Here is a 25,695-nt window from a genome sequence, read left to right on the forward strand (position 1 = left end):
GCTCATGAAATGAGCGAAACGCTCTAAGACCTGTGAGACGCCAAACCTGAGGGAAGGGCTTTCAGACTTCCAGAGAAATTCCCGTGCCGGCGGGAGCAAGTGCGGTCGGCATTGTTCCGCGCATAGCCATGGCGGCATAGACGCCTGCCGCTCTGCTTGCCGCCCGATCCTGCGCAGCGGCAAGATGTTGGAGGATGTCGCCAGCGCTGCTCACGCCTCTTCCGCCCTCTTCGGCCGGATCGGGGAGGCGGCGGATCCGGGCAGTTGACGCCGCGGCAAGATCCATTGGCCCGGCACCGCCGGAACGCCCTGCAACTTCTGGAGATACGCCAGGATCTTGCTTTTCTTCCGGGCTGCCGGCCAGCTCGTCCTGAGCGGCTTGCGCCTCCAGACGTGCGGCCTTGGCGGCCACCTGCCGATCCTGGCCGGAAGGCTCGCCCGGAGCCAGGGCGGCACGGCGCACCTGGCGGGCTTTCTCCCTGGTGGCCTCGGCATCGCCCGGCACTGCGGAAACGTCGATGGAAACCTGGCCGCCAATGGCGTATTGCCGCCCGTCAGGGCCTTTCTGATATGTATAGCTCGCCCCGCCGGTCACATGCCCGCCCCCGGCGGCAAGATGCGCCTGCTCATGCGAGCGCACCTTTGCGTCGCGCTGCTGCAACGCGCGTAACTGGCTCTGGGCTTCAGGGCTCAACGTCAGGCTGTCCGCAAAGCTGGAAGCCCCGCGGGCGTCCGCTCGCGCAGAACGGCCCGCAAGATCCGCGCGTCCGCTTTCCTGCTTTTCCCGGCCGCCGGCCTCAGGGCCGATGCCCGTTATGGCCTGCGTGCTGATGCTTTCCAGAGGCTCGCCCACAGTTCACTCCGCAAGTGTCGCAACCTGGCAGAACATTGCCCTGCCGAACCGCTCTTAGAGCATAGTGCTTTTGAACCGCTCTAACGCTTTTGGGGGCTGAAAGAAAGAGATCCCGGTTACTCCGTACGGCAAACTTGAAAAAAATTCAAGCTCGCGTGCCTGCCCGGCGACAGGGCTGCCGCAGAAGATGCGTCAGCCCTGGCCCGGCGAGCCAGCCGCTTGCCAGCCTCAGCTAAAAGGGATAGCAAATCTGACGGATGCGGCGTCCGGGGACCATAAAAACGCGTGCGCGCACCGTGGCGGCACGCGCCATACGGGGCAGGCTGCACGCCGCCTGCCCGGCCGCCGTCCCTGCGCTGCCGTCCTGAGACGTTGGAGGCTGCGCCTGCCTGCGCGGGGGCAAAAACTTTCTCATCACACGAGGCTGCCGGCATGTCGAGCGAATCTTCCCCCATGCGCAACTACCTGGAAGGCCTGCGCCGCGCTCTGCCCATCATGCTGGGCTATGTGCCAGTGGGTTTTGCCTTCGGCGTGCTGGCGGTCAAAAACAATATCCCGCCCGCGCTGGCCGTGGGCATGTCCCTGCTGATGTTTTCCGGCTCCGGGCAGTTTGTGCTGGCCAGCCTCTGGGGCGCGGGGGCGGGCATTTTGTCGGTCATAGCCGCCGTCTTCATCGTCAACCTGCGCTATCTGCTGATGTCCGCTGCTGAATCGCCCTGGCTGGCCGCGCTGCCGCGCTGCCAGAGATTCCTGCTGGGCCTGGGCCTCACCGACGAAACCTTTGTGGTGCACATCACTGCCTTGCAGCAGGGCTGGAAGCTGCGCCTGTCCACGCTCTACGTCTGTAACAGCGCCACCTGGCTTTCCTGGGTGGCAGGCAGCGCTGTGGGAGCCTTTTGCGGCGAGCAGGTCAGCGACGTGAAGCCCCTGGGCCTGGACTACGCGCTGACCGCCATGTTTCTGGCTTTGCTGGTTCCTCAGTGCGTGAGCCGCCTGCATGTGCTGGTGGCCGTATTCACCGCGGCCCTGTCCATCGGGCTCAGGGGCGCGGGCATGAGCCAATGGAATGTGGCCGTGGCCACCATTCTGGGCGCGAGCCTGGGCGCCGCGCTGCTCTGTCGAAAGCAGCCCGCCGCGTCCGAAGGCCCTGATCAAATCCTCCCCAACGCCCGGAGCGCCACAAAGGAGAATCGCTCATGAGCTGGTTTGAGGGGCACGCGGCGCTGCTGATCTGCATCCTGGGCTGCGTGCTGGCCACAGTGCTGCCCAAGGTGATTCCCGTGATGTTTCTCAAGGGCGACTGCCTGCCCGTCCTGTTGCGGCGCTGGCTGTCCTTTGTGCCCGTCGCCGTGATGGCCGCCCTGGTCGGGCCTGATGTCTTTTTTTACGAAGGGCGCTTCAACGCCGGCCCTTCCAATCTCTTTCTGATGGTGGCCCTGCCCTCGCTGCTGGTAGCCTGGTGGGGCAAAAATTATTTTCTGACCATAGCCTTTGGCATCGGCCTGGTGATTGCGGCCCGCTGGTTCGGTTGGCAGTAATGGCCGCCCCTTGCGCCCTTCCTCCGGCCCTGCGCAAAAAACGCGCCTGCGGCCCTCCTCTGCCCGCGCCGTCAGGCAGCGGCCGCCTTCTGGTGCGTCTCGCGCCCGAACACATCGCGCTCTTTCGTTTTTTGCTGGAAGCACACGATAATCTTGCCTATTTTACCGTACTGGAACGCCGCACAGCACTGCTGAAGCTGGTCTTTTCGCCCCAGCGCGAACGCGCCCTGCGCCGGGCCCTGGCGGAAATGGCCCAAAGCCTGCCTTTCACCACGCAAGACTGGCCCTTTTAGAGCATTTTCTCTTTGAAAATACTCTAAGCTGTGGAATAAGAGCCGCAGGCCGTTTTCCCCCAGTCGCGTTGTCCGTCCTTTTCCGCAAGCGCGTCCCTGTTGCTGGAAACGCCGCGCGCCGCTCTCTGCCATGCCCGTTTCAGGGACAAAAAGCCGCCCGCGTCTGCGGGCCGCTCTCCGGCCCGCAAAAAAGCTTTGAGCTGGGCGCGTTTTCTGCTATGACTCAGGCGTTGCGGCCAAGCGGGCACGCCGCCGGTCGGCGGCCGCCATCACGTTTTTGCCCGCAAGGCAGTTCACTGCGGCGAAGGGGATTCAATCAGCGGCTTTTACCAAGGCGGAACCCATGCCCACACTCAAATACAAGCGCATTCTGCTCAAGCTGAGCGGCGAAGCCCTGGCCGGGGAGCAGAAAAACGGCATTGACCCCGAAACCGTAGCCGCCATCTGCAACGAAATCGGCACGGTGCTTGACATGGGCGTGCAAATGGCCCTGGTCATCGGCGGAGGCAACATCTTTCGCGGCCTCTCCGGCTCGGCCAAGGGCATGGAACGCTCCTCGGCCGACTATATGGGCATGCTGGCCACGGTGCTCAACGCCCTGGCCGTGCAGGACATGCTGGAAAAACAGGGCTATCCCACGCGGGTGCTCTCGGCCATCACCATGCAGGAAGTCTGCGAACCCTTTGTGCGCCGCCGCGCCCTGCGCCATCTTGAAAAAGGCCGGGTGGTGATCTGCGCCGCGGGCACGGGCAACCCCTATTTCACCACGGACACCACGGCGGCCCTGCGCGGCATGGAGCTGAAATGCGACGCCATCATCAAGGCCACCAAGGTGGACGGCATTTACGACAAGGATCCCGCCAAACACGGCGACGCCGTCAAGTTCGACTGCATCAGCTACGATGAAACGCTGAGCCGGCATCTGGGCGTCATGGACGCCACGGCTTTTGCCCTGGTGCGCGACAATAAGGTGCCGATCATCGTCTGCCGCATGTTCGGCGGGGATATCCGCCGGGCCGTGCAAGGGGAACCCGTGGGCACCATCGTGCGCGACTGCTGAAGCCCCAGCCCCAGCCAAGGAGTAAGAGAATGGATACAGACAGCATTCTTCTGGACGCCGAAGAACGCATGGAAAAGGCCCTGGCAGCCCTGGACCGCGATTTCGCCAAACTGCGCACCGGCCGGGCCTCCACCGCCCTGGTGGAAGGCATCAAGGCCGACTATTACGGCACGCCGACGCCCATCGGCCAGATGGCCTCGGTGGCCGTGCCCGACAGCCGCACCCTGACCATCCAGCCCTGGGACAAAGGGGGCATAGCCGTGGTGGAAAAGGCCATTCTGAAGTCCGATCTGGGGCTCACCCCGGTCAATGACGGCAGGATCATCCGCATTGTGATCCCCCCGCTTACCGAGGAACGCCGCAAAGAGCTCGGCAAAGTGGCCCGCAAATACAGCGAAGAAGCCAAGGTGGCAGTGCGCAACGTGCGCCGGGACGCCAACGACAGCCTGAAAAAACAGGAAAAGGACAAGGCAATCACTGAGGACGAGCTGAAAAAGGCCGTGGACGACGTTCAGAAGCTTACCGACAAATTTGTGGCCGAGGTGGACAAAAAATGCGCGGCCAAAGAAAAGGAAATCATGGATATCTAGAAGTCATTGCATACATGGCTTCCAGAGCGTTTTGCCAATGAAATCAGCTCAACGCTCCAGTACCATGAGCATGTAACGTTCACGGTACTCGCCGCCGCACGGCAGTCCGCGCGGCGGCGGAACCGCCGTGAGCGGGCCCAAACGAGCGAAGGGCCCATGCAGAGGCTGCCTCATGGACGACGAAGGGCCGAACGGGGGGGCTGGCCTGCCCGCACGCGCGGGCAGGGAGCGAAGCAGCGAGACCCGCGCGTAAGGATTTGCCCGCCGGTTGCTTCATTCTGCTGCGACCCTTCGGCCAGGCGCATGAAACGCCCGATCTTGCCGGCCAGCGCCTGATGTTGCCGCAAGGCGTCAGACGCGTGTGCGCGCTCGCGCCTGCAACAGCCTGTGATCGAACCCGCGGAAAAATGTTTTCTGTTGCCGGACTGTTCCGGCCTTCTCGCTTTCCTCGCATTCGAGCGTTTTGCTCATGAAATGAGCTAAACGCTCTGGCGACAGCGTTGGCTGGCTGCCGCAGTAAGCAGTTGCTGTCTTCATCCGTGCTTCCTTCGTCGCAACGGCTGGAGCCTGGACGCGAAATGATGGCGGCGAAGTGATTGAAAATGAATAGTTTCAATCAAAAAATGCTCTCGTAGAGGCGTTTTTCATGATTCAAGAAAACCAGACTCTTCCCGAAAATCTGCCCGCGCACATCGCCGTGATCATGGACGGCAACGGCCGCTGGGCCCAGGCGCGCGGCCTGCCGCGTTCGGCCGGGCACCGGGCGGGAGCCGAGGCCGTGCGTATTGTGGTCACCGAATGCCGCAGTCTGGGCATTCGCCACCTTACCCTCTACGCTTTTTCCAGCGAGAACTGGAACCGGCCCAAGGCCGAGATCAGCGCGCTGTTCAGCCTTTTGCTGGAATTTCTGCGGCAGGAAGTCCCGCTCATGGAAGAAAAGGGCATTGCCCTCAAGGTCCTGGGCGACCTGGACGGCCTGCCTCTGCCCCAGCGCACGGCCCTGCGTCATGCCATGAGCCGCACGGCCCACGGCCGGGAGATGATCCTCAACCTGGCTCTTAATTACGGCGGACGGGCCGAGCTTGTGCGCGCCGTGCAAAGCTTTCTGCGCGAAGGGGCAAGCCCGGAAATGGTCACCGAAAAGAGCCTTGCCGCGCGCCTTTACACCCGGGATCAGCCCGACCCGGACCTTTTGATCCGCACCAGCGGCGAACAGCGCCTCAGCAATTACCTGCTGTACCAGTGCGCCTACAGCGAACTCTATTTCACGCCCACGCTCTGGCCCGACTTCGGCGTCGCGCAACTGCACGAGGCCCTGGCAGCCTATGCCGCGCGCTCGCGCCGTTTCGGCAAAACACAGGAGCAAATCAATGTCTCTTGACTCAGAGATGCGCAGTATCGACATCCGCCGCATCATTACCGGTCTGGCACTGGCCGCCGTGCTTCTGACGGCGCTTTGGCTGCGGGGCTGGCCGCTGCTTTTTGTCATTCTGCTGGTGGCGGCCCTGGGCCTCTGGGAGTTTTATTCCCTGTTCTGGGGCCCCACGGGCCGCATACCCAGCCGGATCTGCGCCATTGCCCTGGGCTGGGGCATGCTCTGCCTGACCTGGATGCATCGGCCGCAGGACGCCCTGGTCTGCCTGGGCGCGGCGTTTGTGCTGGCAGCCATGAGCTTTTTATTCCGCTGGGATGTCATTGAGGAAGAAGACGCCTTTGCCGCCAGCGGCATTTTCATGGCCGGGATGGCGTATGTGCCGCTGCTGCTGTTGCCTGCCACCTACCTTTCCACGCTCAAGCTGATCTTCGTGCTGGCCGCCGTGGCCATCTCCGACACGGCCGCCTATTTTGTGGGCACCCGCTTCGGCCACCACAAGCTCTGGCCGCGCGTAAGCCCCAACAAAAGTTCCGAGGGCGCGGTGGGCAGTCTGGTGGCCTGCGTGATTTTCTGCGCCGTATACGGCGGCATGTACGGCAAGGCAAGCTGGTTTGCCTTTGCGCTGCTGGGCGTGGCGGTCAACGCCTTTGCCCAGTTGGGCGATCTTTTCGAGTCAGCGCTCAAGCGATCCGTGCGGATCAAGGATTCCGGCTCCATCCTGCCGGGTCACGGCGGCATGCTGGACCGCGCCGACAGCTTGTTATTCGCCATGCCCATGGTGGCGGTTGTGGATCAATGGTTCTTTTTTTTCTGAGGCAGACGCCCGGAAAACGCCTCTTGCGCCCCTTGGCCGCGTGGCAGGCGCAAGACGCTCCGGGCCTTGAAAATACTCCTTGATGGAAACAAAGCGTGCAGGCACTCTGATGGCAGAACTCTGGCCGGGCCAGGGCGGTCCGGCGATTGATTACATCTCCGGGCCTCCGCCCGAAGACTGGCGGCAAACATGGCCCCGCGGGCTGGCTATCCTGGGTTCCACGGGTTCCATCGGGCAAAACGCGCTTGCCGTGCTGGAAGCCCGGAAGGAGGACTTCCGCGTGCTGGGTCTTTCCTGCGCCCGCAATGTGGAGCGTCTGGCCCGGCAGGCCGTGCGCTGGCAGCCGCCGTTTCTGGCCGTGCTCGACGAGGCCGCGGCCGCGCGGCTCAAAGAGCTGCTTCCCGCAGGCTACAGCCCGCGGATCCTGATCGGACGCGAGGGCTATGCCCGGCTTGCCGCGCTGCCCCAGGCCGCCACCGTGCTTTCGGCCCAGGTGGGCGCGGCCGGGCTGGCGGGCACGCTGGCCGCGGCTCTGGCGGGCAAGGTCATCTGTCTGGCCAACAAGGAGTCCCTGGTGCTGGCCGGAGGGCTGGTGCGCGAGATCTGCGCCCGCACCGGCGCGGCCGTGCTGCCCGTGGATTCGGAACACAATGCGCTTTTTCAATGCCTGGCCGGGCGCGGCCAGGAAATCAAAAGCCTGATCCTCACGGCTTCGGGCGGTCCTTTTCGCGGCAAGAGCCGTGAGGAGCTGCGCCATGTTACCCCCGAACAGGCCCTGAAGCATCCCAATTGGCGCATGGGCGCGAAAATCAGCATTGACTCCGCGAGCATGATGAACAAAGGCCTCGAAGTGCTGGAGGCTTTTCACCTCTACGGCGTCCCGGCCGGGCGCATCCGCGTGCTGGTGCATCCGCAATCCGTGGTTCATTCGCTGGTGGAACTGGCGGACGGCTCGCAGCTTGCGCAGATGGGCACGGCGGACATGCGCCTGGCCATTGCCCATTGCCTGCTTTGGCCACGCTGCGCGCCCGTGGGCGTTGCGCCGCTCAATCTGGTGACGGCAGGGCCGCTTTCTTTTTATGAGCCGGATACGAAATCCTTTCCCTGCATTTCCCTGGCGCGCCGCGCTCTGGCCGAACGCGGGGGGCTCAGCGTGGTCCTGAATGCGGCCAATGAGGCGGCGGTTGAGCTCTTTCTGGCCGGACGCTGCGGTTTTCTGGACATTCCCCGGCTGATCGACGCGGCCATGAGCGCGCACGCCGCGACGCTGCCCGGGCACCAGCCTTTCTGCCCGCCCCTGCGCAGCGTTGCGGCCCCGCCTGACCCGGCCTGCGGCTCTCTTGCCCTTGAGCAGGAAGTGCGTATGTTGATGGAGCGTATTGAAGCGCTTGATCGCCATACCCGGCAAGTGGTCCACGAACTGGCGCAGGCAGACGTGGCTGCCGAGGCCAGGGTCAGCCCTCATTAAGCCACCTGCTGCAAAGCCGCGTTTTGCCTGCGGGAATGACCGCTTGCAACACGATTGCAGATCTACCGTCACTCACGCCAAAGCCGTTTGCGGCTTGGCTGAACCATTGGAGAAACAGCTTGCTGACGACCAGTATCGCCGTTGTCCTTGTTCTGGGCGGCCTGATTTTTTTTCATGAGCTGGGCCACTTTCTCATGGCCCGCAGCCTGGGCATGGGCGTTTCCGTTTTTTCCCTGGGGTTCGGCCCCAAACTTCTCAAGTACAAGGCGGGCAAGACCGAATATGCCCTCTCCCTGATCCCCCTGGGCGGCTATGTGGCCCTGGTGGGCGAAAGCAATCAGGAAGACTTGCCCGCGGGCTTCAGCAAAGAGGAGAGCTTTGCCCTGCGCCCGGCATGGCAACGTCTGATGGTGGTGGCAGCCGGGCCCGCCGCCAATATCCTGCTGGCCTGGCTGCTGTGCTGGGTTCTGGCCTTCGGCTGGGGCACGCCCGTGCTGCTGCCGGATGTGGGCGCAGTGAATGAAAACAGCCCGGCGGCCGTGGCGGGCATCCAGGCCGGGGATCGCATCCTGAGCATCAACGGCACGCCGGTGCCGAGCTGGGAGGCCATGTCCGAAACGGTGGCCCGAAACGGCGGCAAGCCCATGCGGGTGGAAGTGGAGCGCGCGGGCAGGGGGGCCACCGTGCCGACCGGGCCTGATGCAAACGGCGAGCGCGGTCAGGGCTGGACTGCCGAACCGCAGCGGCTGACCCTGACTGTGACGCCGGAGCGCGCGGTGCGCAAGACCATTTTCGGCGAGGAGGAAACGGCCTGGCTGATGGGCGTGCGGGCCGCCGCGCATGTCAGCAACGAGCGCCACGGTTTCTGGGCCTCGGCCTCGGCCGGGGCAAGACAAACCTGGGAGATGGTCTCCCTGACCTGGCAGAGTTTTGTCAAGCTGGCCCAGCGGATCGTGCCCATCGATCAGGTTGGCGGCCCGATCATGATCGTGCAGCTCGTCAGCGATCAGGCCCATAAAGGCCTGGCCGGGCTGCTGGCCCTCACGGCTCTGATCAGCGTCAACCTCGGTATTCTGAACCTCCTGCCCATTCCCATTCTGGACGGCGGGCAGATAGTCTTCTGCCTCTGGGAAATCCTCTTCCGGCGGCCGCTCAACGCCAGGGTGCAGGAATACGCCATGCGCGTGGGCCTTGCCCTGCTGATCTGCCTCATGCTGCTGGCCACATATAACGACATCTGGCGGCTGGTCAAAAAGGCCGGCTGGCTCGGAGCGTGAGCATGAGCATCCGGTCCACCGGCCTTGAGCTGATCCTCAACGCCGCCGAGGGCGTGCTGCAAATCGTGGTTACGGACGACGAGGCCGTGCTCTGCGCCCAGGAGTGGCGCAGGGCCGAGCGGGCCACGGAGATTCTGGCCCCTGCCTTGCGGGAAATCTGCACGGCCCTGGATCTGCGTCTCAGGGATTTTCGCCGTATTGCCTGCGTGCGCGGGCCCGGTTCCTTTACCGGCATCCGCCTGGTGCTGGCCACGGCCGCGGCCCTGCGCCGCACAGGCCGCGCCCGGCTGGCCGGTCTGGATTACATGCAGGCCCTGGCCACCAGCGCGGTGCTGGAGCGGCAACTGCTCTACAACGCGCGACTCTGGGTGCTGACCCATGCCCGGCGCAATCTGGTGCATTGCCAGCCCTTTGTCGCCTATGGGCCGCAGATTCCGGCCCAGCCCCTGCAAGCCGTGGAGCTCTGCCCGCCCGCCGCAGCCCTGCAACGCATCACGGCCCAGGCCAGGGAATGTGACGAGCTGCCCGTCCACGTCTGCGGCAGCGGCCTGACGCGCAATGCGGCTGTTTTCGCGCACTGGGGCCCGGACTGGCGCACGGACGCGGCACAAACGATCCGCCCCATGTCCGGACTGATCAGCCCGAGCGTGGCCGCGCTCTGCCTGCTGGCGCGGCACGGCGACTATTTTCCCGAAGATCTGGAGCCGCTCTATGTGCGGCCTTGCGACGCGGTGGAAAACCTGCCTCGCTTGGCCGAGCGACAAGGTCTGGACAGCGACAATGCCGCGGCAACGCTGGACGATCTGCTCAAGCGCGCCCCTCAGAGCGAAATCTAGAGCTCATGAAAGTAGCTAGAGCGGTTGCCGTTTTCAACAGCAAACCGCTCTAGAAGTCCAGAAAATACGGCTTGCGCGCCAGAAAAAACAGGCTTTGCGCATAGCCGAACGAGCGGGCGTACTCGGCCAGTCTGTCAAATCCCGAAACCGTATCCGCAGTGGTATGCGCGTCCGAGCCAAAAGCCACGGGCACGCCCAGCTCGGCGGCCAGCGCCATGATCGCCGGCGCCGGATACGGCTCCTCAAAGTCCTTGCGCAAGCCCGCCGAGGAAATTTCCAGGGCCACGCCCGCCTTTTTCATGACCGCCAGCGTCTTGCGGATCAGTTCCCGGCTTTCCGGCAGGTCAAGCCAGGCCTGAAAGCTCTCATAGGAGCGCACCTTGATGAAGTCCGGGTGAGCCACCACGTCCACCAGGCCGCTGGCGGCCATGCGGGCCATCTCCCTGTAATACGCCGCGTACCGCCGGGTCTTCTCTTCCTCGGCGCAATCCCAGTTTTTGGGCGAGCCCACGGCCAGCCTGTCCAGAAAATGCAGGCCGCCGATCAGATAATCAAAGGGATAGGCGGCCACAAAGTCCCGCATCCAGCCAGGGTTGGAGGGTATCCAGTCCAACTCCGCGCCCAGCAGCACCTTCGGGCCCGTAGCCGCCTCCTTGAGCGCCAGCACCTCCCGCACATAGTCCGGAAAATCCGCCGCCAGATCCCCGCGGTAGAGCGGGCAGGCGAAACCCGGCGGCAGGGGCGAATGTTCGGAAAAGCCATAATACTCAAGGGGAGTGCGGCAGGCGGCCGCGTACATTTGCGCCGCCGAGGCCTCCCCGTGGGAAATACGCGTGTGATTGTGCAAATCCGCCAGTATCATAGCAGGCCCGGGCGTTTTCAGCTTGCCGCCGCAAAGCCATTTCTTTGGCGCGGCATATGCCCGCGCGGAAAAGAGCCTCTGCTTGCAACATGCCTTCTAGAGCATTTTTTGATTGAAAATATTCATTTTCAATCACTTCGCTGCCATCATTTCGCGTCCAGGCTTCAGCCGTTGCGACGAAGGAAGCTACGGATGGAGACAGCAATGAGTTACCACAAAAAACATGCAACGAAACCGCTGTCGCCATCCGTAAGGCTCGCAGACTCGCCAACGGCTGGCGCAAGCAAGCAAAGCTTGCTAACGGCTACCGCAACGCGGTCTGGACGCTCATTCGGCGCGGGCGCCAGCTAACGCTGTCGCCAGAGCGGTTTAGCTAATTTCATTAGCAAACCGCTCTATTTTTGCGCTCCGGCTTGTGCGTCTGCAATGGCCGCGTCCGGCGCAGGGCACAGCTTTTTTGAAATTTCGGCGTATGTCAAGGCAGAAACGGCAAAAAAACGCATCCGGAGCGCGCGCCCTGAAGCCGCCTGCGCTGCAAACGTCGAGTTGCGCGGATACTCCTGTTTCGACCCAATCCGCGATCCTGTGCAGCCAGGGTCAGCCCTCATTAGAGCATATTGCTTTTGAAACTATTCAATTTCAAAAGCAATATGCTCTACAGAGCGTTTAGCTAATTTTATTAGCAAAACGCTCTAAAAAGAGTAAATGAACGCGACGTTCAGATTCCACATGTCTCTGACATCACAGCCGTTTGTCCCGTTACGCTGGACATTTTTCCAAACGGAACTGTCGAGCCAGAGAGGCACATAAGCCGCATCAAAGCTGACTGTTAAGTTGTCATAGATTTTGTATGTCGTGCTCAAACTGGCTTCCATGGCGCTGTCGAGAGTCGTCAGATATTCGCCGTCCATGCCAACCCAGAAGTGGGAACGATTCTGGGGGGCTGAAGGGGAGCCATCTGCCCTCATTCCATAGAAGTTACGCACTTTTCTACCCATTTTGGGAGAGTTTGTGCCACCTATATAAACCAAACGAAGGGTATGCTTAAGGTCTTCCAAGAAGCTAACATCCTTCAGGCGCAGACCCAAGCCCCAAGTTCCAGTCACCCCTTGTCCGATCTGTCCGGATGCACGACTCATATCCTTCGCAAACGCATAGCTTGCAAAGTCATTGTCATGGTCGGAGTTTGCAAGGTAAGGCATACGTTCTGAACCATTGGATGCGTCCCCATCGTCACCCGAAGCATACCATCCGTAGATACCGGGAACACCCCAGTCAAGTTTGTATTCTACAAGACCGCTCGCCACCCAACCTGAGCGATTAAGTCTGCGGTTATCCCATGTCACGGAGCCATAGTTGAAGTCGACAGCTATATGCCAAGGATCCCACAGTGTGAAATCGCTTGCAAAGCCAGCCCACCACGCATTTCCATAACCGCGCAACCATTCACCTGCACGGGTCCCGTTCTCATGACGAGCTCCACCAATCGGGAACATGCCCGTTAGGATATCCTTGGAGTCGTCTTTCGGGAAATTCCTGTGGTCGTTGGGATAGATTGTATGAACAACATTAAAGTATCTGCCGTTTTCTTCTCTTTGGTACATTCTGATGGCGTTTGGACCAAGCATTGAATAAGCGAAGAACGGTGTTATCTTGATGCCATCAAAAGTCATGGGAACAGACAGTGCAAAGAGATCTATATTATCGAGATAATCAGCCTTTTTTTTGCCATTGTATAATAGCGCAGCATTATCTGCATCGAGATTGTCATTGAGCAAGCGAGCCCAGAATGCAGTAACGCTGATATTTTCGTTTGCTGCCCAGGTGGCCGTTACACCAGCGGAGTCAGCAGCGAAAATTTGGCTGACATGCATCGTATAGCTCGGCAAGCTCATATTGGAGATGCCCATGCGTATCTTGAGATCAGTACTAGGTACTATCCAATCAAGATACGCATTCTTGAGTTTGACCATTGTGCCATCGGCGCCGAGAGCACCGCCTTCGTCGGCTTTGCCCCACCGCTGCTGTCCAATTTCAAAAAAGACAGTACCAGACAGGTTTTCAGAGGCAATTGCATCTAACTGCAGACGGAGACGTTGAGTTGCTTCAAATTCGTCCTGCCCGTAACTGTTATGCTTGAGGTTGCGCAGGTTGTTGAAGCCCGTATTGCCATTACCTCCGCTAAGGGCGCCATTTTGACCATAATCGAACATTATGATCCATTCGCCCTTGGCCTTGAAATCCACGGCGGTTGCTTCAGTCACTGCACCAAAGAGTAGCCCTGCAGCCAGTAGAAGACACGTTAGTTTTTTCATGCTGATTCCTCCTGAAGTGGTTACCTCATGTGACATCGTGTGCTAACATGACTGTCTTCACGCCTGCGCCTGCGCGGCGGGCCATGGCTTCGCCCTGCCAGAGCGTTCAGCTCATTTCATTAGCAAAACGCTCCAGGGCGTGTTCACACCTATCAGAAAAAGCCTTGTTTTTTCGGAACACTGCCTCGTAATTCTGCCGGGGAAGAATCTTCGTTGAACTCTTTGAAATAGTTGAGAATGCGCAGGATAGTGCTAACACGCTCTAATGAGGGCTGACCCTGGTCTGCGCAGTTCCGGGGCAACGCGCGACGCCCCTGCGCCCCTTATTCTTTCATGCCGATTTTGCGCAGCCAGGCGGCCGTTTCTTCCCAAGCTGAAGCGGCCCGGCTGCCTCTGACCGCCAGCCCCTCCACTACCGTGGACTGGGGGCAAAGTGTTCTGATGTCCGCCATGCTTCTGCCCAGGGCGCTTCCTTCATGGGTGATAAACGGCGCAACGGTTTTGCCCGATAGGTCGTACTCCGATAAAAACGTCCTGACCGGCGCGGCCACAGTGCCCCACCAGTTGGGCGAACCCACGAAAATCACATCATAAGCCTGAAGATTGTTGATCTTTGTTTTCAGCGGCGGTTTGAAGCCCGACGCAAGCTCCCGCTTGGCCTGTTCCGTGAGAGCCCGGTATTCTTCGGGATAGGGCTGCACTGTTTCCAGTTCCACAAGCTCGCCCTTGGTCAGGGTCTGAAGCTGCCGGGCAAGGGCGCGGGTGTTGCCGGAATGTGAGTAAAAAACAATCAGGACTTTTTTGCCGTGGAGCGATCCCTCCGCCGCATGGGCCAGATGCAGGGGCTGCAACAGCGGGGCCGCCATGCCGGCGAACATCCCGGCAGCCGCGGCTTTAAGCAGATTCCTGCGGGGCCGGTTCAGCCCCGTGTCCTTTGCACTCCTGGTGCGCATATCTTTCCTCGCTTGCTGCTATTCCATGTTTGCGCGCAGGCGCGGTTCACATTGGGGAACCCGGCCTGGCGCTACCAGGCCGCGCAAGGCCGGGCGTCTGCGATTCCGGGCGGATCAGAGCGTGATCAGCTCATAGGCATCATTGCCCATGCCCTGCTCCTTCATGTAAGAAAGCTGGCGCAGGCCGCTGCGGCTTTCAATGCGTTCCACAAGGTCTCGCCGCTGCGCTTCGGGCAGGGCGTAGATCATGTCCACCGAGGCCTTGTCCACGGCAAGGATGTCCGTGGAGGCCAGGATGCCCAGATCCGGGGCGGTTGGTTTTGCCGCGCTGGTTCCGGCGCAATCGCAATCCACGGACATGTTTCTGAGCACATTGATATAGGTGATGCGCGGCCCGAAGTGGGTGGTTATGGCCTTGCCGCCCTCCACCATGCGCTCCATGAAGCGCGGGCCGCCGGACCAGAGTTCATCGCCCTCCCTGTGGATCTGGGCTTTGCCGACCTTGCCCGAAGCGCAGCCAATGGCGATATTTTTCAGTGAGCCGCCAAAGCCGCCCATAGTGTGCCCCTTGAAATGGGTGAGCACCAGCAGGGAGTCATATTCCAGCAGATGCTTGCCCACGGCCAGTTTTTTGAGCCATTTGCCGCCGGGCACCGGCAGATCGACGTCGCCGTCCGCATCCATGATGTCCACCGGGCAGAAGGTCCAGCCGTTGGTCCGCAGCGTCTCCAGATGACCTTGTGTGCTCTGTCTCGGACCGGGATACAAAACATTGCACTCCACAATGGTGCTCCCGGGCAGGGTGGCCTGAAAAGCCCTGACCATCTCGCGCGGCAGGATATTGGGCCCGTGCGGCTCGCCGGTGTGCAGTTTGACGGCGATTTTGCCGCCCATGCCCTGATTGACCTGCGCATAGAGCTTTTGCAGCGCTTGCGCGCTGATCTCCCGACTGAAAAAAACCCGCGCTTTTTCCTGTGGCGCGGCCAACGCCGGGCCTTGCCGCCAAAACACGCCTGTAGCCAGAGCCCCGGCGGCCAGGGCGCCGCTTTTCAGAAAACCGCGTCGTGAAAATCCGTTCATCGTGTCCTCCCGGCTGTTGGGAACCGTTCATGGGTGATTGCAGGGGTCAGCCCGGCAGGGCGATCCCTTTGCCGGGCACAACAACAGCCGCCGCAGGCAATGGCGCTATCAGAGCGGTTTTTGATTGAAAATGAATATGTTCAATCAAAAAATGCTCTAAGACAAAGGAAAAGAGCATGGCGAAACAGCGCCCGGGCCTCCGGCTGTGCGTTCAGCGGCCGTTATACTCCTGATCCGTCACTTTTTCCATCCAGACCACATTTTTCCCGTCACGCGTTCCGGTCAGGGCCATGTGGGTCATGGCCGTGCGCGGCGAGGCCCCGTGCCAGTGCCTGACCTGCGGCGGGCACCAGATCACGTCGCCCGCGCGGATCTCAGTGATCGGGCCGCCCTCTGCCTGGGTCAGGCCGACCCCGGAGACGACCACCAGATGTTGCCCCGCAGGGTGCGTATGCCACGCGGTGCGGGCCCCGGGTTCAAATGTGACATACGCCCCGGAAAAATGCGCCGCGTCATTGGCCGGAAACAGCGGCTGAACCCGCACAGCGCCGGTGAAGAAGCTCTCCGGGCCCTGAAGGGCGGCCTGCGCGCCCGCGCGGGTCACGGTCTGCCCGGTGGCGGCATCCTGGGCGGCAGCCTGTCCGCTGCCCGCGGCAAGCAGCAGGAAAAAACACGACAAGAACAGGACAAAACGAGGCATATCCGGCTCTCCTTATCTGAAAGTTCTTTTGTAACGAACACTATACAGACACAAGGCCCAAGAGTAGATACAATTCTGCCTGATTATTGCCTGATTCTCTCAAAATGTGGGGGAGTAGTGTCGGGGGGGCGCGGCGGGCATGGCTTCGCCCTGCCAGAGCGTTTAGAGCGGTTTGCTCATGAAATCAGCTAAACCGCTCTAAGCATTACACGGCATTACGGTTTGGCCTGGGCTAAAACCCTGCGGGTTTCCTCCACGTCGCGCGCGATCTGCCGGCTGAGATCCTGCGCGGATGCAAAGCGTTGCTCGTCCCGCAGCCGGGCCACGAATTCAAGGCGCACATTTTGGCCGTAGAGATTTTCCGAGGCGTCCAGCAAAAAACTTTCAATGCACAGCTCGCGCCCGCCGAAGGTGGGCTTGCGGCCCACATTGATCACGGCCTGATAGTCGCAGCGGCCCACGCGCACGCGCGCGGCATAGACGCCCTCGGCGGGCAGCAGTGCCGGCGGCGGCAGGAGATTGGCCGTGGGAAAGCCCAAACCGCTGCCGCGTCCCTCGCCGTGCACTACCGGGCCCGAAAAACCGTAAAAACGGCCCAGAAGCCGCGCGGCCTGCCACACATCGCCCCGACGGATCAGATCCCGCAGGCGCGTGGAGCTGACCACAGCATCGTCCACAATGACCGGCGGCAACTGTTCCACGCCGAAACCCCAGCGTGCGCCCAGGGCGCGCAGCACCTCCGCGTGCCCGCTGCGATCCCGCCCCAGGGAAAAATCATAGCCCACTACCAGCTCCCGCAATTTCAGGGGCAGGAGAAAGCGGCGCACAAAGTCCTCTGGCGTGAGCGCCGCCAGTTCGCGGGTAAAGGGAAGTTCCAGCACATGCCGCACCCCGATCCCGGCCAGAAGCTCCAGGCGATCCTCCCGGCTTGTGAGCGGCAGATGGCCCCGCTCCGGCGAAAGCACCAGGCGCGGATGCGGCCAGAAGGTCAGCACAACGCAGTCCAGAGCCTGCTCCCGGCAGACTTCCAGGGTACGGAGAATCAGGGCCTGATGCCCTTTGTGCACGCCGTCGAAGTTGCCGATAGTCACGCCCGCGCCTGCAAGAGACGAAAGGGCGTCCACGGAAGTTACAATTTGCATGTATGTAGTGATTCCGGAAAATAGGGAAGTACACTGAAACAAGCCTGGGCAGGGTCTGCCCGGGGCTCTGCCTTTTCACATGCCGCCCGGCCCGCAGGCGCATTCTGGAAATGCCCGCTCTGCGTGCCGCAACATACCCTATAGGAGATTACCTTTGACTTTTTATGAAAGTCAAAGGTGGCATTCAGGCGAAAAACGCGGTTTTCGCCTGAATGTACGCCGCGTTGCGGCGGCTGCCGCTTTCGCGTCAGCAGAGCATTTTCAAAGAGAAAATGCTCTAAATAAGCCTGTCGAAAATAATTTTGTACGCCTTGCGGATATGCAGCACAAGCCTGAGCGTCAGGCTGCGGGCCTGCTTTTCGTCCTGGCTGGAAAAGGAGCCGAGATGCCGGGCCAGATCGCTGAAGTCGCTGTTGCCCTTGGGTTGGAGCATGCCCCAGTATTCCCTGGCGCGCTCTATAATCCGCGCGCTGACCTTGTCGGGGTGCGTGGCCTGGTAGCTGCGCAGAAAGGTCTCGAATATGTCCTCCGCATCCTGCGGAAAGGAGCTGCCCAGGGCCAGACGCCAGAGAGCCATGTACAGCCCCCGCCATTCCACCAGCATCTGGCGACGGCGCAGAAACTGCATACGGCCGATGCCCATGAGCTCCAGTTCGGAAGTGAAATCCGCGTCCTCCAGCAGAGCCGCGAAATTCTCCAGAACTTCCTGCGCGGCGCTTTCGGCGTCAAAGGCTTCCGCTGTATTTTGCATACGCTTTTCGCTCAATCCTTGTCTCTGGCCGCCGCTTCCTGGCCCTCGGCGCTTTCGCGGCGCCGCGGGGAACGGCGGCGGCGTTTGCCCGGACGCGGCGAAGGATCGTCCTCTGTCTCACGCTTCCGGCCCGCCACGGCGGCGCGGCGGCTGCCGGCACGTTCCGCCTGCTTGCGGCCCGCGGCAACAGGGCTGTTGTCAGGGAAGCGGTTTTCCTGAAGGCTTTGCTGATGCGCGGCATCCAGCAGCATGGCCAGCAAAAGGCCGTCATCCTCTTCCTCGCTCTGCCGGGCCAGTTCACGCGCCAGGCCCGCATAGCGGGCCACGCGCATACGTTCCAGACCCGTCAGCGCGCGGTAGCGCGCCTCCAGGATGGCGGTCAGGCGCGTGCCGGCCACCGTGGCCACATCGTCGTCAGTGGGCAGCGGCAGCTCCATGAGTCCGATTTTATAGTGCCTGGCAATGCGCTCCAGCTCCATGCGCTGCATGACATCCACCAGGGAGATGACAGTGCCCGCGGCTCCGGCCCGGCCCGTGCGCCCGGCGCGGTGGATGTAGCTTTCATGATCTTCCGGCGGCTCATACAGAAAAACATGCGAGAGCGCGGGGATGTCGATGCCGCGCGCGGCCACGTCCGTGGCGACCAGATATTGCAGGCGGCCCTTGCGGATTTTGTCCAGCACGGCCTCGCGCCGGCCCTGCGAGAGATCCGCGGAAAGCTCGTCGGCGCTGTAGCCGAAGCCCTGCAACACGCCGGTCACATAATGCACATTGGCCTTGGTGTTGCAAAAAATGATCGCCGAGGCCGGGTTTTCGGTTTCCAGCAGGCGGACCAGAGCGCGATCCTTGTCCATGGGCTTGACCTGGCAGAAAAGGTGCTGCACTTCGGCCACATGCACTTCTTTTTGCGACAGGGAAAGCAGGGCGGGCTCGCTCATGAATTCCGCGGCCAGCTTGAGCACATGCGGCGGATAGGTGGCCGAAAAAAGACAGGTATGGATGCGCCGTTTGGGCAGGTAGCGCTGCACTTCCTTCATATCCGGGTAAAAACCGATGGAAAGCATGCGATCGGCCTCGTCAAAGACCAGCTCCCGCAAATCCTTGAGATCCAGCGTGCGGCGCAGCAGATGATCCAGCACGCGGCCCGGCGTGCCGACAATGAGCTGGGCCCCGTCGCGCAGGGCGTCCATCTGTTTTTTATAGCCCACGCCGCCGTAGACGGCCACGGTGCTGATGCCCGTGCCCTCGAAAATCACGGCGGCCTCGCGCTCCACCTGCACGGCCAGCTCGCGCGTGGGCGTGAGCACCAGGGCCTGCGGCGCTTTGAGGCCGGGGTCCAGGCGCGGCAGCATGGGCAGCAGATAACAGCCGGTCTTGCCGCTGCCCGTGCGGGACTGAACCATGATGTCGCGCCCTGCCAGCAGGTAGGGCAATGCCAGGGACTGCACAGGCATCAGGCTTTGCCAGCCCGAACGCGCGCAGGCCTCCTGCATGGATTTGGGCAGATCGGCCAGGCGCACCCGCGGCAGGGCGTCTTCGGGCTCGCTGACGGCAATCCCGGCCAGGGGCTGCTCGTCCGCTCCGGCCCCGGAAACGTGTCCGGGCGCGGCAGCGGCCGCAACGTGCGCATCAACAGGGGAATCGGAATTTTTTTCAGACATGAAGCGTCCCGGCGGCAGAATGCCTTACTAGAATAAAATATATATCCCGCGCAAAAACAGACATTTTTTGCGCGGCAGTGTCAGCGGCATGCGGCTTGTTCCCGGCACTGCGCAATGGGCGGCCCGGGCGCGGACCGCGCCGTGAGCCGGAATCCGAAGCCCGGCTGGGGCTGATCCGGCTTCCGTCCCTGCGGCAAAGCGACAGCCCGTTCGGCGGCGGCAGCGCTCGCGCATCCGCGAAACAGCTCTGCCGCTAATGGAGCAGGATGCCATAATCGATATTTTTTCGCAAGGATCGCTGTGCCCTGCGCCCTGCGACGCTGCGAAAGCATTGCCCTGCCGCGCTGCCGCGCGGCTTGCGTCCGCACGCGATTGCGGATAGATTCAGGCCCGTTGCGCGACGCGGGAAGCGGAACACCCCGCACGCGTCGCGCCCGTGCAAACACGATCGCAAGGAGAATCCGCGCATGCCCTGTCTGCCCCCGCCCGACTTTGCGCCCGACTTCGGCAAAGGGCTGATCCCGGCCGTGGCCCAGGACTGGACGACCGGCGAGGTGCTCATGCTGGCCTACATGAATGAGGCGGCCTGGCGCAAAACGCTTGAAACCGGCGAAGCCCACTACTGGAGCCGCAGCCGCCAGGAGCTCTGGCACAAGGGCGCGACCTCCGGCCATGTGCAGAAAGTGCGCGCTCTGCGCCTGGATTGCGACAGCGACGCCCTGCTTCTGCTCATTGAACAGATCGGCGGCGCGGCCTGCCACAGCGGGCGGCGCTCCTGCTTTTACCGGGAATGGCGGGACGGGCGCGTGAACCTGTGCTCGCCACAGATCTTTGATCCCCAAAAAGTTTACGGCGGCTAGAGCATTTTCCTTTTGAAAATGCTCTGCTGACGCGAAAGCGGCAGCCGCCGCAACGCGGCGTACATTCAGGCGAAAACCGCGTTTTTCGCCTGAATGCCACCTTTGACTTTCATAAAAAGTCAAAGGTAATCTGCTCTAAGGGAGGCCACATGAGCGCGGAAAGTGCATCGATCATCAAGCTGGGCGTGCCCAAAGGTTCGCTGGAAGAAGCCACTATCAATCTTTTTGAGCGCGCGGGCTGGAAAATCCGCAAGCATGCCCGCAATTATTTTCCGGACATCAATGATCCCGAAATCACAGCCTCCCTCTGCCGCGTGCAGGAAATAGGCGGCTACATTGAGGCCGGGATCCTGGACGTGGGCATCACCGGCCTGGACTGGCTTTTTGAGCGGGGGCACGAGGCCGGGGTGGAACGCATCGCGGATCTGGTCTATTCAAAAACCTCCAACCGGCCCTGCCGCTGGGTTCTGGCCGTGGCCGGGGATGCGCCGTACACGAGCGCCGAGGATCTGGCGGGCAAGCGCATCGCCACGGAGCTGGAAGGTCTGACCCGGCGTTACTTCGCCCAAAAGGGCGTGGACGTGGATGTCTTCTATTCCTGGGGCGCCACCGAGGCCAAGGTGGTCGAAGGCCTGGCCGACGGCATTGTGGAAGTGACCGAAACCGGCACCACCATCCGGGCGCACGGCCTCAGAATCATTGATGAGGTCATGCTTTCCTATCCCGTGCTGATCGCCAATAAGGAAGCCTGGAAGGATCCGCGCAAACGGGCCAAGATCGAGCAACTGAACCTGCTTTTGCAAGGCGCGCTGCGCGCGGAAAATCTTGTGGCCATCAAAATGAACGCCCCGGCCGCCAATCTGAGCGTTATCCTGGAAATGCTGCCTTCGCTCAATTCGCCCACGGTTTCCCCCCTGCGCGACGAGCGCTGGCTTTCCGTGGAAACCGTGGTCCAGATCGACATTGTGCGCGATCTGATCCCGCGGCTGCGCAAGGCCGGGGCAGAAGGCATCATCGAATACGCGCTGAACAAGGTGATTTAGAGCGTTTTGCCTTTGAAAATGCTCTGATGCCCCGCCGTATGCGGCGGGGAATGTCACAGCCTTCCCGCGCTTTTGACCGCGCTCCCCCGCAGCCCTGTCAGGCTTTTCCCGCTCCGCGCTCCGGGCAGCCTGCATGGCTTCTGCCGCGGAGGCCTGGTTCGCCTTGCCCGCGCATTTGCCTTTGCGCCGCATATCCGGCGCCCATCCGCCGCCCATCCGCGCCCGCAGGGCGCACAACAAAGGAGCCCCCGTGCACGACGACGCCAGCCGCGAATTTCTGGATACGCTTCCCGAACTCAAACCGGGCGAGACGTTCTGTTTTGACTGTCATCCTGGAGTGCCCTGCTTCAATCAATGTTGTGCCGAGCTGACCCTGCCGCTCACGCCCTATGACGTGGTGCGCCTGCGCCGCCATCTGGGCCTCGGCAGCGAGGAATTTCTGGGGAGCTTCGCCACAATGCGATCCTTCCCGGACACCGGCTTTCCGCTGCCGCTGCTGCGCATGCTGGAGGGGCCGGGCGAACCCTGCCCCTTTGTGACCCCGGCGGGCTGCTCGATCTATGAAGATCGTCCCGGCGCATGCCGCTGCTACCCCTTGGGACGCGGCACGAAAATGGCGAGGGACGGCGTGGCCGAACGCTTCTTTGTGGTGCGCGAGCCGCACTGCCACGGTTTTGATCAGGGCACGGAGCGCACGCCCGCGGCCTGGTTTGAAAACCAGGAGCTTGCGGCCTATAACGCGGCCAATGATCGCTACATGCGGCTCATGGCCCTGGTTCGGGGCACGGGCAAACCCCTGGAGGCACGCCTGGCGACCATGAGCGTGCTCTGTCTGTACCAGATCGACAAATTCCGCGAGCTGATCGCCACCATGCGCATTTTTGAACATGTGAACGTGGACGCCGCGCGCCAGGCCGCCGTCATGGAAGACAGCCTCGCGGGCGACGTTGCGGCCCTGGACTTCGGTCTGGACTGGCTGGAACTGGTGATTTTCGGCCAGTGCCCAGGGCTCGCCAAAAAATGACGCGACCGGCAAAAAAATTCTCGCTCCGGCGATCCGCGCCGCCGAGGCCGCGCGCCTGTTTCCAGGCAGGCGCAGGGCAGTTTTTTTCCGGCTCTCTGGCTTGTCTTGCTCGTGAGAAATTTCTTTTACAAAAATCTTAAAATATGCCAATCTGTGCCTTGGGGGCTGACGTATAGCGGGATCTTTATTATTTATTCTAATAAATATAAATGGTTACAGATACAAAAAATGCGTTTCCACAAAATCGGCGCAACGGTCCCGCCCATCTTTTCTCGGCGCCCATATCCCACGGCCGCGTGACGGCCACAATCTCACACGGGAGGAACGTATGCGTTTTGGCAGGCAAGTGTATGAATTTCTTCTGAGCGGTTCCATGGCGTATGCCAAATGGGATCTTGAGGTTTCCACCTCGATCCTCAGAAACCGCAAAAAACTGCTCATACTGCTGGCCCTGGCCGTGCCCATCCTGGCGGGCTGTCTGGCTGAAGCCTATGAATACCACGAGATGCTGGGGGGCAAAAGCGCCTATGCTCCGGCCTTCTACACCACCACCATTTTTCTGGCTTCCATTGCCGTGGGCCTGGCCGCCGGTCTGATTACCGGCTGTATCGGCGCGGGCGGCGGCTTCATCATCACTCCGGCCCTGATGGCCGTGGGCGTCAAGGGCATTCTGGCCGTAGGCACGGATCTGTTTCACATTTTCGCCAAAGCGATCATGGGCACCACCGTACACAAGAAACTGGGCAATGTTTCGGCCAAACTGGCCATCGCTTTTCTGACGGGCTCCATTCTCGGCACCTTCATCGGAGGCGCGATCAACAAAGGCCTCTATAATTTCGATCCCCTGCTCTCCGAGCTTTTCATCAGCACCATTTACGCCGTGCTGCTGGGCTTTTTGGGTTTTTACGCCCTGTTTGACTTCTTGAAGGCCACGCGCGGCTCCAGTGCCGCCAGCCAGGACGCGCACGGCGGCAGCGCGGGCATGACCGGGCTCTCCATCAGGCTGCAAAGCATGCGCGTGCCTCCCATGATCACCTTTGATGAGGATCTCGTACCCGGCGGCCGCCGCATTTCCGGTTGGATCGTGGCCGCGGGCGGCGTGGTTGTGGGCCTGCTGGCGGCCATCATGGGCGTGGGCGGCGGCTTTGTGACCTTCCCCATGTTTGTCTACATCTTCGGCGTGTCCTCCATGACCACCGTGGGCACGGACATTTTGCAGATCATCTTTACCGCCGGTTTCGCGGCCATCGGTCAATACGCCATTTACGGCTACGTCTTCTATACCCTGGCCGTGGGCATGCTGCTGGGTTCCCTGCTGGGCATCCAGATCGGCGCGCTGACCACCAAAGTGGTCAAGGGCGTGCATATCCGGGGCTTCTACGCCATCTCGATCATTGCCGGTTTCATCAACCGCGCCGCCACACTGCCCAAGAAGCTGGTGGAAATGGAGGTGCTCAACTGGTCGCCGGGACTTGTGAGCGCCATTGAAGAAGTGGGCAATGTGGTCTTCTGGGTGGTGGTGGCCTTTTTCGGCATCTGGGTGTTCGGCAAATTCTTTACCAACCTGGGCAAACTCAGAGGGGAGGCCTGATTATGCTTATTCATGAAAAAGCCCCCTTTGCGCGGGGAAGCCTGCTGCTGCTTTCTTTTCTGGTGCTTTTTGCCGTGCTGCTCATGCCTGTCATGCGCGACGAAAGCGGCAATCACCTGACCGGCCTGCAATACGCGGACAATGTTTTCAATGAGTTGTCCAAAGGCTCTTCCTACTTCATTCCCGGAGTGCGCGAAAGCCTGAAAAGCGTGGAAGGCAAGGAAGTGCAGCTCACCGTGAAGCTGAAAAAGGCCGATCTGGCGCCCCTGGCCGTTATGGTGCTGCAAAAATCCGGAGCCGTCGACGCGGTGGCCGCTGACGGAAAGGTCAGCTTCAGAGGCGACCTGGGCACGCTCCTGGCCTCGGCCACAGACGACGCGAACGCTCTTTATCACAACAATGCCGCCGCGGTTGAGCAAAAATACGAGGGCGCGCCCGCGCTGAAAGTCGCGGCTGCCTGGTGGTATCTGCTTTCTCCCTCCATCAAGGAATTGCAGAAAGAGCGCCGGATCAGCGAGGCGCAGGTGGTGGATCAGGTTGTGCGCCGGGCCATTGAGCCGGGCAACAACTTCTACAGCGTGCTCCCGGCCAAAGTATCCGAACATATCTGGCTGATGAGCGGCATGCTGATCTTTTATGTGCTGTACACGCTCTGGTACGGCTTTGCCATTTTCGAACTCTTTGAAGGCATCGGCCTTGCCATGACCAAATCCAAGGTCAAGAGCGAAGGGTAGCATCCCTTTTTCTTGTCCACGCTTTTTTCGGCCGCAACGTCGTTTCGCGACGTTGCGGCTTTTTTGGAGTCCCAACAGTTTTGCGGTGTTCAGGGCGGTGGAGCCGCCGCGCTGCCTTGCACCCGCCCGGAAACCATCCGGCTGTTGTGTCAACTGTTCTGGTATTGAACTTGCATATGCCAGAGCATCCGCCCGCGAGGCGGAAAGTTTGACCCCAACCCGCCGCTTGCGGCGCACAGCCATAAAGGATCGCATCATGGAAATTTCCGGCATCACCCCTTCGGCTCCCTTTTCTTTTCTTCTGCCCGACACGGAAGATTCCAGCTCCACCCCGGCAGCCGTGCAGGACACGGTACACATCAGCGCCCCGTCGCTTTTGCGGGATGATGAGGTGGAGGACGTGCTGGGCGACACTCTGAGCATGATCGCCGGGGACAATGCGGGGGCTCTTGCCGCGCATGGGGGCTTGAGCGAAAGCCGCGTCTTCGCCCTGCTCGGCTTGTAGCACAAGCCGGCCCTTTTCTCTCCCGGCGTGGTCAGGCTCGTCTTTTGCTCCCACAGGCGAGAACTGCATTCGCGGCGCAAAAGAACTCGCCTTCCCTGCCGAAAAAAAATTCGCCGGCCTGGCCTGCCATACCCGGACAGACAGCCGTAAATTTGACATCGCCGCGTCCAAAAGGGTATCAAATTCCGTCTTCGCGCGACGCCGCCTTGGCGTTGCGCCCGGCATTTTTTACCGCAGCTTTCACTAGTGTTGCGTCAAACTTGAAAAGGCATAAAAAAGGACTTATCTTTTTCCTCAAATGGGAGAAGATATGCCAAAAATTTTATATAGGGTGACCCTCACACAGGAAGAACGCACTGAACTTGAAAGT

At 61.2% G+C, this 25,695-nt stretch carries 28 protein-coding genes; 16 read left to right on the forward strand and 12 right to left on the reverse strand.

Annotated features, from left to right (window positions below):
• Window positions 1-61: 61 nt before the first annotated feature.
• Entirely contained in the window at window positions 62-853 is a 792-nt protein-coding gene (locus G7Y51_RS09190; protein ID WP_165176768.1) for a putative metalloprotease CJM1_0395 family protein, read from the reverse strand.
• A gap of 432 nt (window positions 854-1,285) precedes the next feature.
• Here G7Y51_RS09190 and G7Y51_RS09195 point away from each other — a divergent pair, with 432 nt between their 5' ends.
• The 5 genes from G7Y51_RS09195 to frr all read left to right on the forward strand — a co-directional run bounded on the left by G7Y51_RS09195 (window position 1,286) and on the right by frr (window position 4,334).
• Window positions 1,286-2,053, forward strand: a complete 768-nt coding sequence (locus G7Y51_RS09195) for an AzlC family ABC transporter permease (protein ID WP_165176769.1) — start codon at window positions 1,286-1,288, stop codon at window positions 2,051-2,053.
• Window positions 2,050-2,391 carry an AzlD domain-containing protein gene (locus tag G7Y51_RS09200; protein ID WP_165176771.1) on the forward strand — a complete coding sequence of 114 codons (342 nt, stop codon included), beginning with the start codon at window positions 2,050-2,052 and terminating at the stop codon, window positions 2,389-2,391. Before G7Y51_RS09195 ends, G7Y51_RS09200 begins: the two co-directional genes overlap by 4 nt.
• A complete protein-coding gene (locus tag G7Y51_RS09205; protein WP_165176774.1) occupies window positions 2,391-2,684 on the forward strand; it encodes a DUF4911 domain-containing protein in 294 nt (97 codons plus the stop codon). The genes G7Y51_RS09200 and G7Y51_RS09205 overlap by 1 nt, the downstream gene beginning before the upstream one ends.
• Before the next feature lie 343 nt (window positions 2,685-3,027).
• On the forward strand, window positions 3,028-3,744 hold the full coding sequence (gene pyrH / locus G7Y51_RS09210) for a UMP kinase (protein WP_165176776.1): 717 nt from the start codon (window positions 3,028-3,030) through the stop codon (window positions 3,742-3,744).
• Between the two features lie 29 nt (window positions 3,745-3,773).
• Window positions 3,774-4,334, forward strand: a complete 561-nt coding sequence (gene frr, locus G7Y51_RS09215) for a ribosome recycling factor (protein ID WP_165176779.1) — start codon at window positions 3,774-3,776, stop codon at window positions 4,332-4,334.
• Window positions 4,335-4,685: 351 nt separating this feature from the next.
• On the opposite strand, the gene G7Y51_RS09220 is transcribed toward frr, so the two are convergent.
• A complete protein-coding gene (locus G7Y51_RS09220; RefSeq protein ID WP_165176781.1) occupies window positions 4,686-4,871 on the reverse strand; it encodes a hypothetical protein in 186 nt (61 codons plus the stop codon).
• A gap of 109 nt (window positions 4,872-4,980) precedes the next feature.
• On the opposite strand from G7Y51_RS09220, the gene G7Y51_RS09225 reads away from it, so the two are divergent.
• The 5 genes from G7Y51_RS09225 to tsaB all read left to right on the forward strand — a co-directional run bounded on the left by G7Y51_RS09225 (window position 4,981) and on the right by tsaB (window position 10,104).
• Window positions 4,981-5,715, forward strand: a complete 735-nt coding sequence (locus G7Y51_RS09225; protein ID WP_165176783.1) for an isoprenyl transferase — start codon at window positions 4,981-4,983, stop codon at window positions 5,713-5,715.
• Window positions 5,705-6,523, forward strand: coding sequence for a phosphatidate cytidylyltransferase (locus G7Y51_RS09230; protein ID WP_165176785.1), 819 nt, complete (start codon window positions 5,705-5,707; stop codon window positions 6,521-6,523). Before G7Y51_RS09225 ends, G7Y51_RS09230 begins: the two co-directional genes overlap by 11 nt.
• A 109-nt stretch (window positions 6,524-6,632) precedes the next feature.
• Window positions 6,633-7,991, forward strand: a complete 1,359-nt coding sequence (gene dxr / locus G7Y51_RS09235; RefSeq protein WP_165176787.1) for a 1-deoxy-D-xylulose-5-phosphate reductoisomerase — start codon at window positions 6,633-6,635, stop codon at window positions 7,989-7,991.
• Window positions 7,992-8,110: 119 nt separating this feature from the next.
• Window positions 8,111-9,268 carry an RIP metalloprotease RseP gene (gene rseP, locus G7Y51_RS09240; RefSeq protein ID WP_206214299.1) on the forward strand — a complete coding sequence of 386 codons (1,158 nt, stop codon included), beginning with the start codon at window positions 8,111-8,113 and terminating at the stop codon, window positions 9,266-9,268.
• 2 nt (window positions 9,269-9,270) lie between these two features.
• Entirely contained in the window at window positions 9,271-10,104 is an 834-nt protein-coding gene (gene tsaB, locus G7Y51_RS09245; RefSeq protein WP_165176791.1) for a tRNA (adenosine(37)-N6)-threonylcarbamoyltransferase complex dimerization subunit type 1 TsaB, read from the forward strand.
• A gap of 49 nt (window positions 10,105-10,153) precedes the next feature.
• Here tsaB and G7Y51_RS09250 read toward each other — a convergent pair whose 3' ends face one another.
• The 10 genes from G7Y51_RS09250 to G7Y51_RS09285 all read right to left on the reverse strand — a co-directional run bounded on the left by G7Y51_RS09250 (window position 10,154) and on the right by G7Y51_RS09285 (window position 19,568).
• Window positions 10,154-10,903, reverse strand: a complete 750-nt coding sequence (locus G7Y51_RS09250; protein WP_241160194.1) for a histidinol-phosphatase — start codon at window positions 10,901-10,903, stop codon at window positions 10,154-10,156.
• On the reverse strand, window positions 10,872-11,213 hold the full coding sequence (locus G7Y51_RS13575; protein ID WP_206214301.1) for a hypothetical protein: 342 nt from the start codon (window positions 11,211-11,213) through the stop codon (window positions 10,872-10,874). Before G7Y51_RS13575 ends, G7Y51_RS09250 begins: the two co-directional genes overlap by 32 nt.
• Window positions 11,214-11,658: 445 nt before the next feature.
• Window positions 11,659-13,281, reverse strand: a complete 1,623-nt coding sequence (locus G7Y51_RS09255) for an outer membrane homotrimeric porin (RefSeq protein WP_165176795.1) — start codon at window positions 13,279-13,281, stop codon at window positions 11,659-11,661.
• 323 nt (window positions 13,282-13,604) lie between these two features.
• Window positions 13,605-14,234 (reverse strand): flavodoxin, encoded by a 630-nt coding sequence (locus G7Y51_RS09260; protein ID WP_165176797.1) that lies wholly within the window; start codon window positions 14,232-14,234, stop codon window positions 13,605-13,607.
• 114 nt (window positions 14,235-14,348) lie between these two features.
• Window positions 14,349-15,314 carry a DUF362 domain-containing protein gene (locus tag G7Y51_RS09265; protein ID WP_165176799.1) on the reverse strand — a complete coding sequence of 322 codons (966 nt, stop codon included), beginning with the start codon at window positions 15,312-15,314 and terminating at the stop codon, window positions 14,349-14,351.
• 46 nt (window positions 15,315-15,360) lie between these two features.
• Window positions 15,361-15,492, reverse strand: a complete 132-nt coding sequence (locus tag G7Y51_RS13895; protein ID WP_277424689.1) for a hypothetical protein — start codon at window positions 15,490-15,492, stop codon at window positions 15,361-15,363.
• Between the two features lie 33 nt (window positions 15,493-15,525).
• Window positions 15,526-16,014 (reverse strand): cupin domain-containing protein, encoded by a 489-nt coding sequence (locus G7Y51_RS09270; RefSeq protein WP_165176801.1) that lies wholly within the window; start codon window positions 16,012-16,014, stop codon window positions 15,526-15,528.
• 215 nt (window positions 16,015-16,229) lie between these two features.
• A complete protein-coding gene (locus G7Y51_RS09275) occupies window positions 16,230-17,156 on the reverse strand; it encodes a bifunctional riboflavin kinase/FAD synthetase (RefSeq protein WP_165176803.1) in 927 nt (308 codons plus the stop codon).
• 277 nt (window positions 17,157-17,433) lie between these two features.
• Window positions 17,434-17,907, reverse strand: a complete 474-nt coding sequence (locus G7Y51_RS09280) for a hypothetical protein (RefSeq protein WP_165176805.1) — start codon at window positions 17,905-17,907, stop codon at window positions 17,434-17,436.
• An 11-nt stretch (window positions 17,908-17,918) separates the two neighbouring features.
• Window positions 17,919-19,568 carry a DEAD/DEAH box helicase gene (locus G7Y51_RS09285; protein WP_165176807.1) on the reverse strand — a complete coding sequence of 550 codons (1,650 nt, stop codon included), beginning with the start codon at window positions 19,566-19,568 and terminating at the stop codon, window positions 17,919-17,921.
• Window positions 19,569-20,035: 467 nt separating this feature from the next.
• Between G7Y51_RS09285 and hisI the strand changes: the two genes are divergently transcribed.
• The 6 genes from hisI (at window position 20,036) to G7Y51_RS09315 (ending at window position 25,325) form a co-directional block, all read left to right on the forward strand.
• The gene (gene hisI / locus G7Y51_RS09290) at window positions 20,036-20,428 is read left to right on the forward strand and encodes a phosphoribosyl-AMP cyclohydrolase (protein WP_165072143.1); all 393 of its coding nucleotides are present in this window, start codon (window positions 20,036-20,038) and stop codon (window positions 20,426-20,428) included.
• 149 nt (window positions 20,429-20,577) lie between these two features.
• On the forward strand, window positions 20,578-21,471 hold the full coding sequence (gene hisG / locus G7Y51_RS09295; protein WP_165176809.1) for an ATP phosphoribosyltransferase: 894 nt from the start codon (window positions 20,578-20,580) through the stop codon (window positions 21,469-21,471).
• Between the two features lie 250 nt (window positions 21,472-21,721).
• The gene (locus G7Y51_RS09300) at window positions 21,722-22,495 is read left to right on the forward strand and encodes a YkgJ family cysteine cluster protein (RefSeq protein WP_165176815.1); all 774 of its coding nucleotides are present in this window, start codon (window positions 21,722-21,724) and stop codon (window positions 22,493-22,495) included.
• Window positions 22,496-22,823: 328 nt separating this feature from the next.
• On the forward strand, window positions 22,824-24,086 hold the full coding sequence (locus G7Y51_RS09305) for a sulfite exporter TauE/SafE family protein (protein ID WP_165176811.1): 1,263 nt from the start codon (window positions 22,824-22,826) through the stop codon (window positions 24,084-24,086).
• Between the two features lie 2 nt (window positions 24,087-24,088).
• Window positions 24,089-24,820 carry a hypothetical protein gene (locus G7Y51_RS09310; RefSeq protein WP_165176813.1) on the forward strand — a complete coding sequence of 244 codons (732 nt, stop codon included), beginning with the start codon at window positions 24,089-24,091 and terminating at the stop codon, window positions 24,818-24,820.
• A 256-nt stretch (window positions 24,821-25,076) separates the two neighbouring features.
• Window positions 25,077-25,325, forward strand: coding sequence for a hypothetical protein (locus tag G7Y51_RS09315; protein ID WP_165176817.1), 249 nt, complete (start codon window positions 25,077-25,079; stop codon window positions 25,323-25,325).
• Window positions 25,326-25,695: the final 370 nt, after the last annotated feature.

Origin of the sequence: Desulfovibrio sp. ZJ369, assembly GCF_011039085.1 — a bacterium.
Lineage (GTDB): Bacteria > Desulfobacterota > Desulfovibrionia > Desulfovibrionales > Desulfovibrionaceae > Desulfovibrio.

Excerpts from the sequence above, each read along its gene's own strand:
- G7Y51_RS09315 (WP_165176817.1), top strand. The coding sequence starts at position 25,077 with ATGGAAATTTCCGGCATCACCCCTTCGGCTCCCTTTTCTTTTCTTCTG.
- G7Y51_RS13575 (WP_206214301.1), bottom strand. The coding sequence starts at position 11,213 with ATGGCGACAGCGGTTTCGTTGCATGTTTTTTGTGGTAACTCATTGCTG.
- hisG (WP_165176809.1), top strand. The coding sequence starts at position 20,578 with ATGAGCGCGGAAAGTGCATCGATCATCAAGCTGGGCGTGCCCAAAGGT.
- G7Y51_RS13895 (WP_277424689.1), bottom strand. The coding sequence starts at position 15,492 with ATGCTCTTTTCCTTTGTCTTAGAGCATTTTTTGATTGAACATATTCAT.
- G7Y51_RS09225 (WP_165176783.1), top strand. The coding sequence starts at position 4,981 with ATGATTCAAGAAAACCAGACTCTTCCCGAAAATCTGCCCGCGCACATC.
- frr (WP_165176779.1), top strand. The coding sequence starts at position 3,774 with ATGGATACAGACAGCATTCTTCTGGACGCCGAAGAACGCATGGAAAAG.
- G7Y51_RS09275 (WP_165176803.1), bottom strand. The coding sequence starts at position 17,156 with ATGCAAATTGTAACTTCCGTGGACGCCCTTTCGTCTCTTGCAGGCGCG.
- G7Y51_RS09310 (WP_165176813.1), top strand. The coding sequence starts at position 24,089 with ATGCTTATTCATGAAAAAGCCCCCTTTGCGCGGGGAAGCCTGCTGCTG.
- G7Y51_RS09205 (WP_165176774.1), top strand. The coding sequence starts at position 2,391 with ATGGCCGCCCCTTGCGCCCTTCCTCCGGCCCTGCGCAAAAAACGCGCC.
- hisI (WP_165072143.1), top strand. The coding sequence starts at position 20,036 with ATGCCCTGTCTGCCCCCGCCCGACTTTGCGCCCGACTTCGGCAAAGGG.
- G7Y51_RS09220 (WP_165176781.1), bottom strand. The coding sequence starts at position 4,871 with ATGAAGACAGCAACTGCTTACTGCGGCAGCCAGCCAACGCTGTCGCCA.
- G7Y51_RS09265 (WP_165176799.1), bottom strand. The coding sequence starts at position 15,314 with ATGAACGGATTTTCACGACGCGGTTTTCTGAAAAGCGGCGCCCTGGCC.
- G7Y51_RS09260 (WP_165176797.1), bottom strand. The coding sequence starts at position 14,234 with ATGCGCACCAGGAGTGCAAAGGACACGGGGCTGAACCGGCCCCGCAGG.
- G7Y51_RS09255 (WP_165176795.1), bottom strand. The coding sequence starts at position 13,281 with ATGAAAAAACTAACGTGTCTTCTACTGGCTGCAGGGCTACTCTTTGGT.
- G7Y51_RS09230 (WP_165176785.1), top strand. The coding sequence starts at position 5,705 with ATGTCTCTTGACTCAGAGATGCGCAGTATCGACATCCGCCGCATCATT.
- dxr (WP_165176787.1), top strand. The coding sequence starts at position 6,633 with ATGGCAGAACTCTGGCCGGGCCAGGGCGGTCCGGCGATTGATTACATC.
- G7Y51_RS09305 (WP_165176811.1), top strand. The coding sequence starts at position 22,824 with ATGCGTTTTGGCAGGCAAGTGTATGAATTTCTTCTGAGCGGTTCCATG.
- tsaB (WP_165176791.1), top strand. The coding sequence starts at position 9,271 with ATGAGCATCCGGTCCACCGGCCTTGAGCTGATCCTCAACGCCGCCGAG.
- G7Y51_RS09250 (WP_241160194.1), bottom strand. The coding sequence starts at position 10,903 with ATGTACGCGGCCGCCTGCCGCACTCCCCTTGAGTATTATGGCTTTTCC.
- G7Y51_RS09285 (WP_165176807.1), bottom strand. The coding sequence starts at position 19,568 with ATGTCTGAAAAAAATTCCGATTCCCCTGTTGATGCGCACGTTGCGGCC.
- G7Y51_RS09200 (WP_165176771.1), top strand. The coding sequence starts at position 2,050 with ATGAGCTGGTTTGAGGGGCACGCGGCGCTGCTGATCTGCATCCTGGGC.
- G7Y51_RS09270 (WP_165176801.1), bottom strand. The coding sequence starts at position 16,014 with ATGCCTCGTTTTGTCCTGTTCTTGTCGTGTTTTTTCCTGCTGCTTGCC.
- G7Y51_RS09280 (WP_165176805.1), bottom strand. The coding sequence starts at position 17,907 with ATGCAAAATACAGCGGAAGCCTTTGACGCCGAAAGCGCCGCGCAGGAA.
- G7Y51_RS09195 (WP_165176769.1), top strand. The coding sequence starts at position 1,286 with ATGTCGAGCGAATCTTCCCCCATGCGCAACTACCTGGAAGGCCTGCGC.
- pyrH (WP_165176776.1), top strand. The coding sequence starts at position 3,028 with ATGCCCACACTCAAATACAAGCGCATTCTGCTCAAGCTGAGCGGCGAA.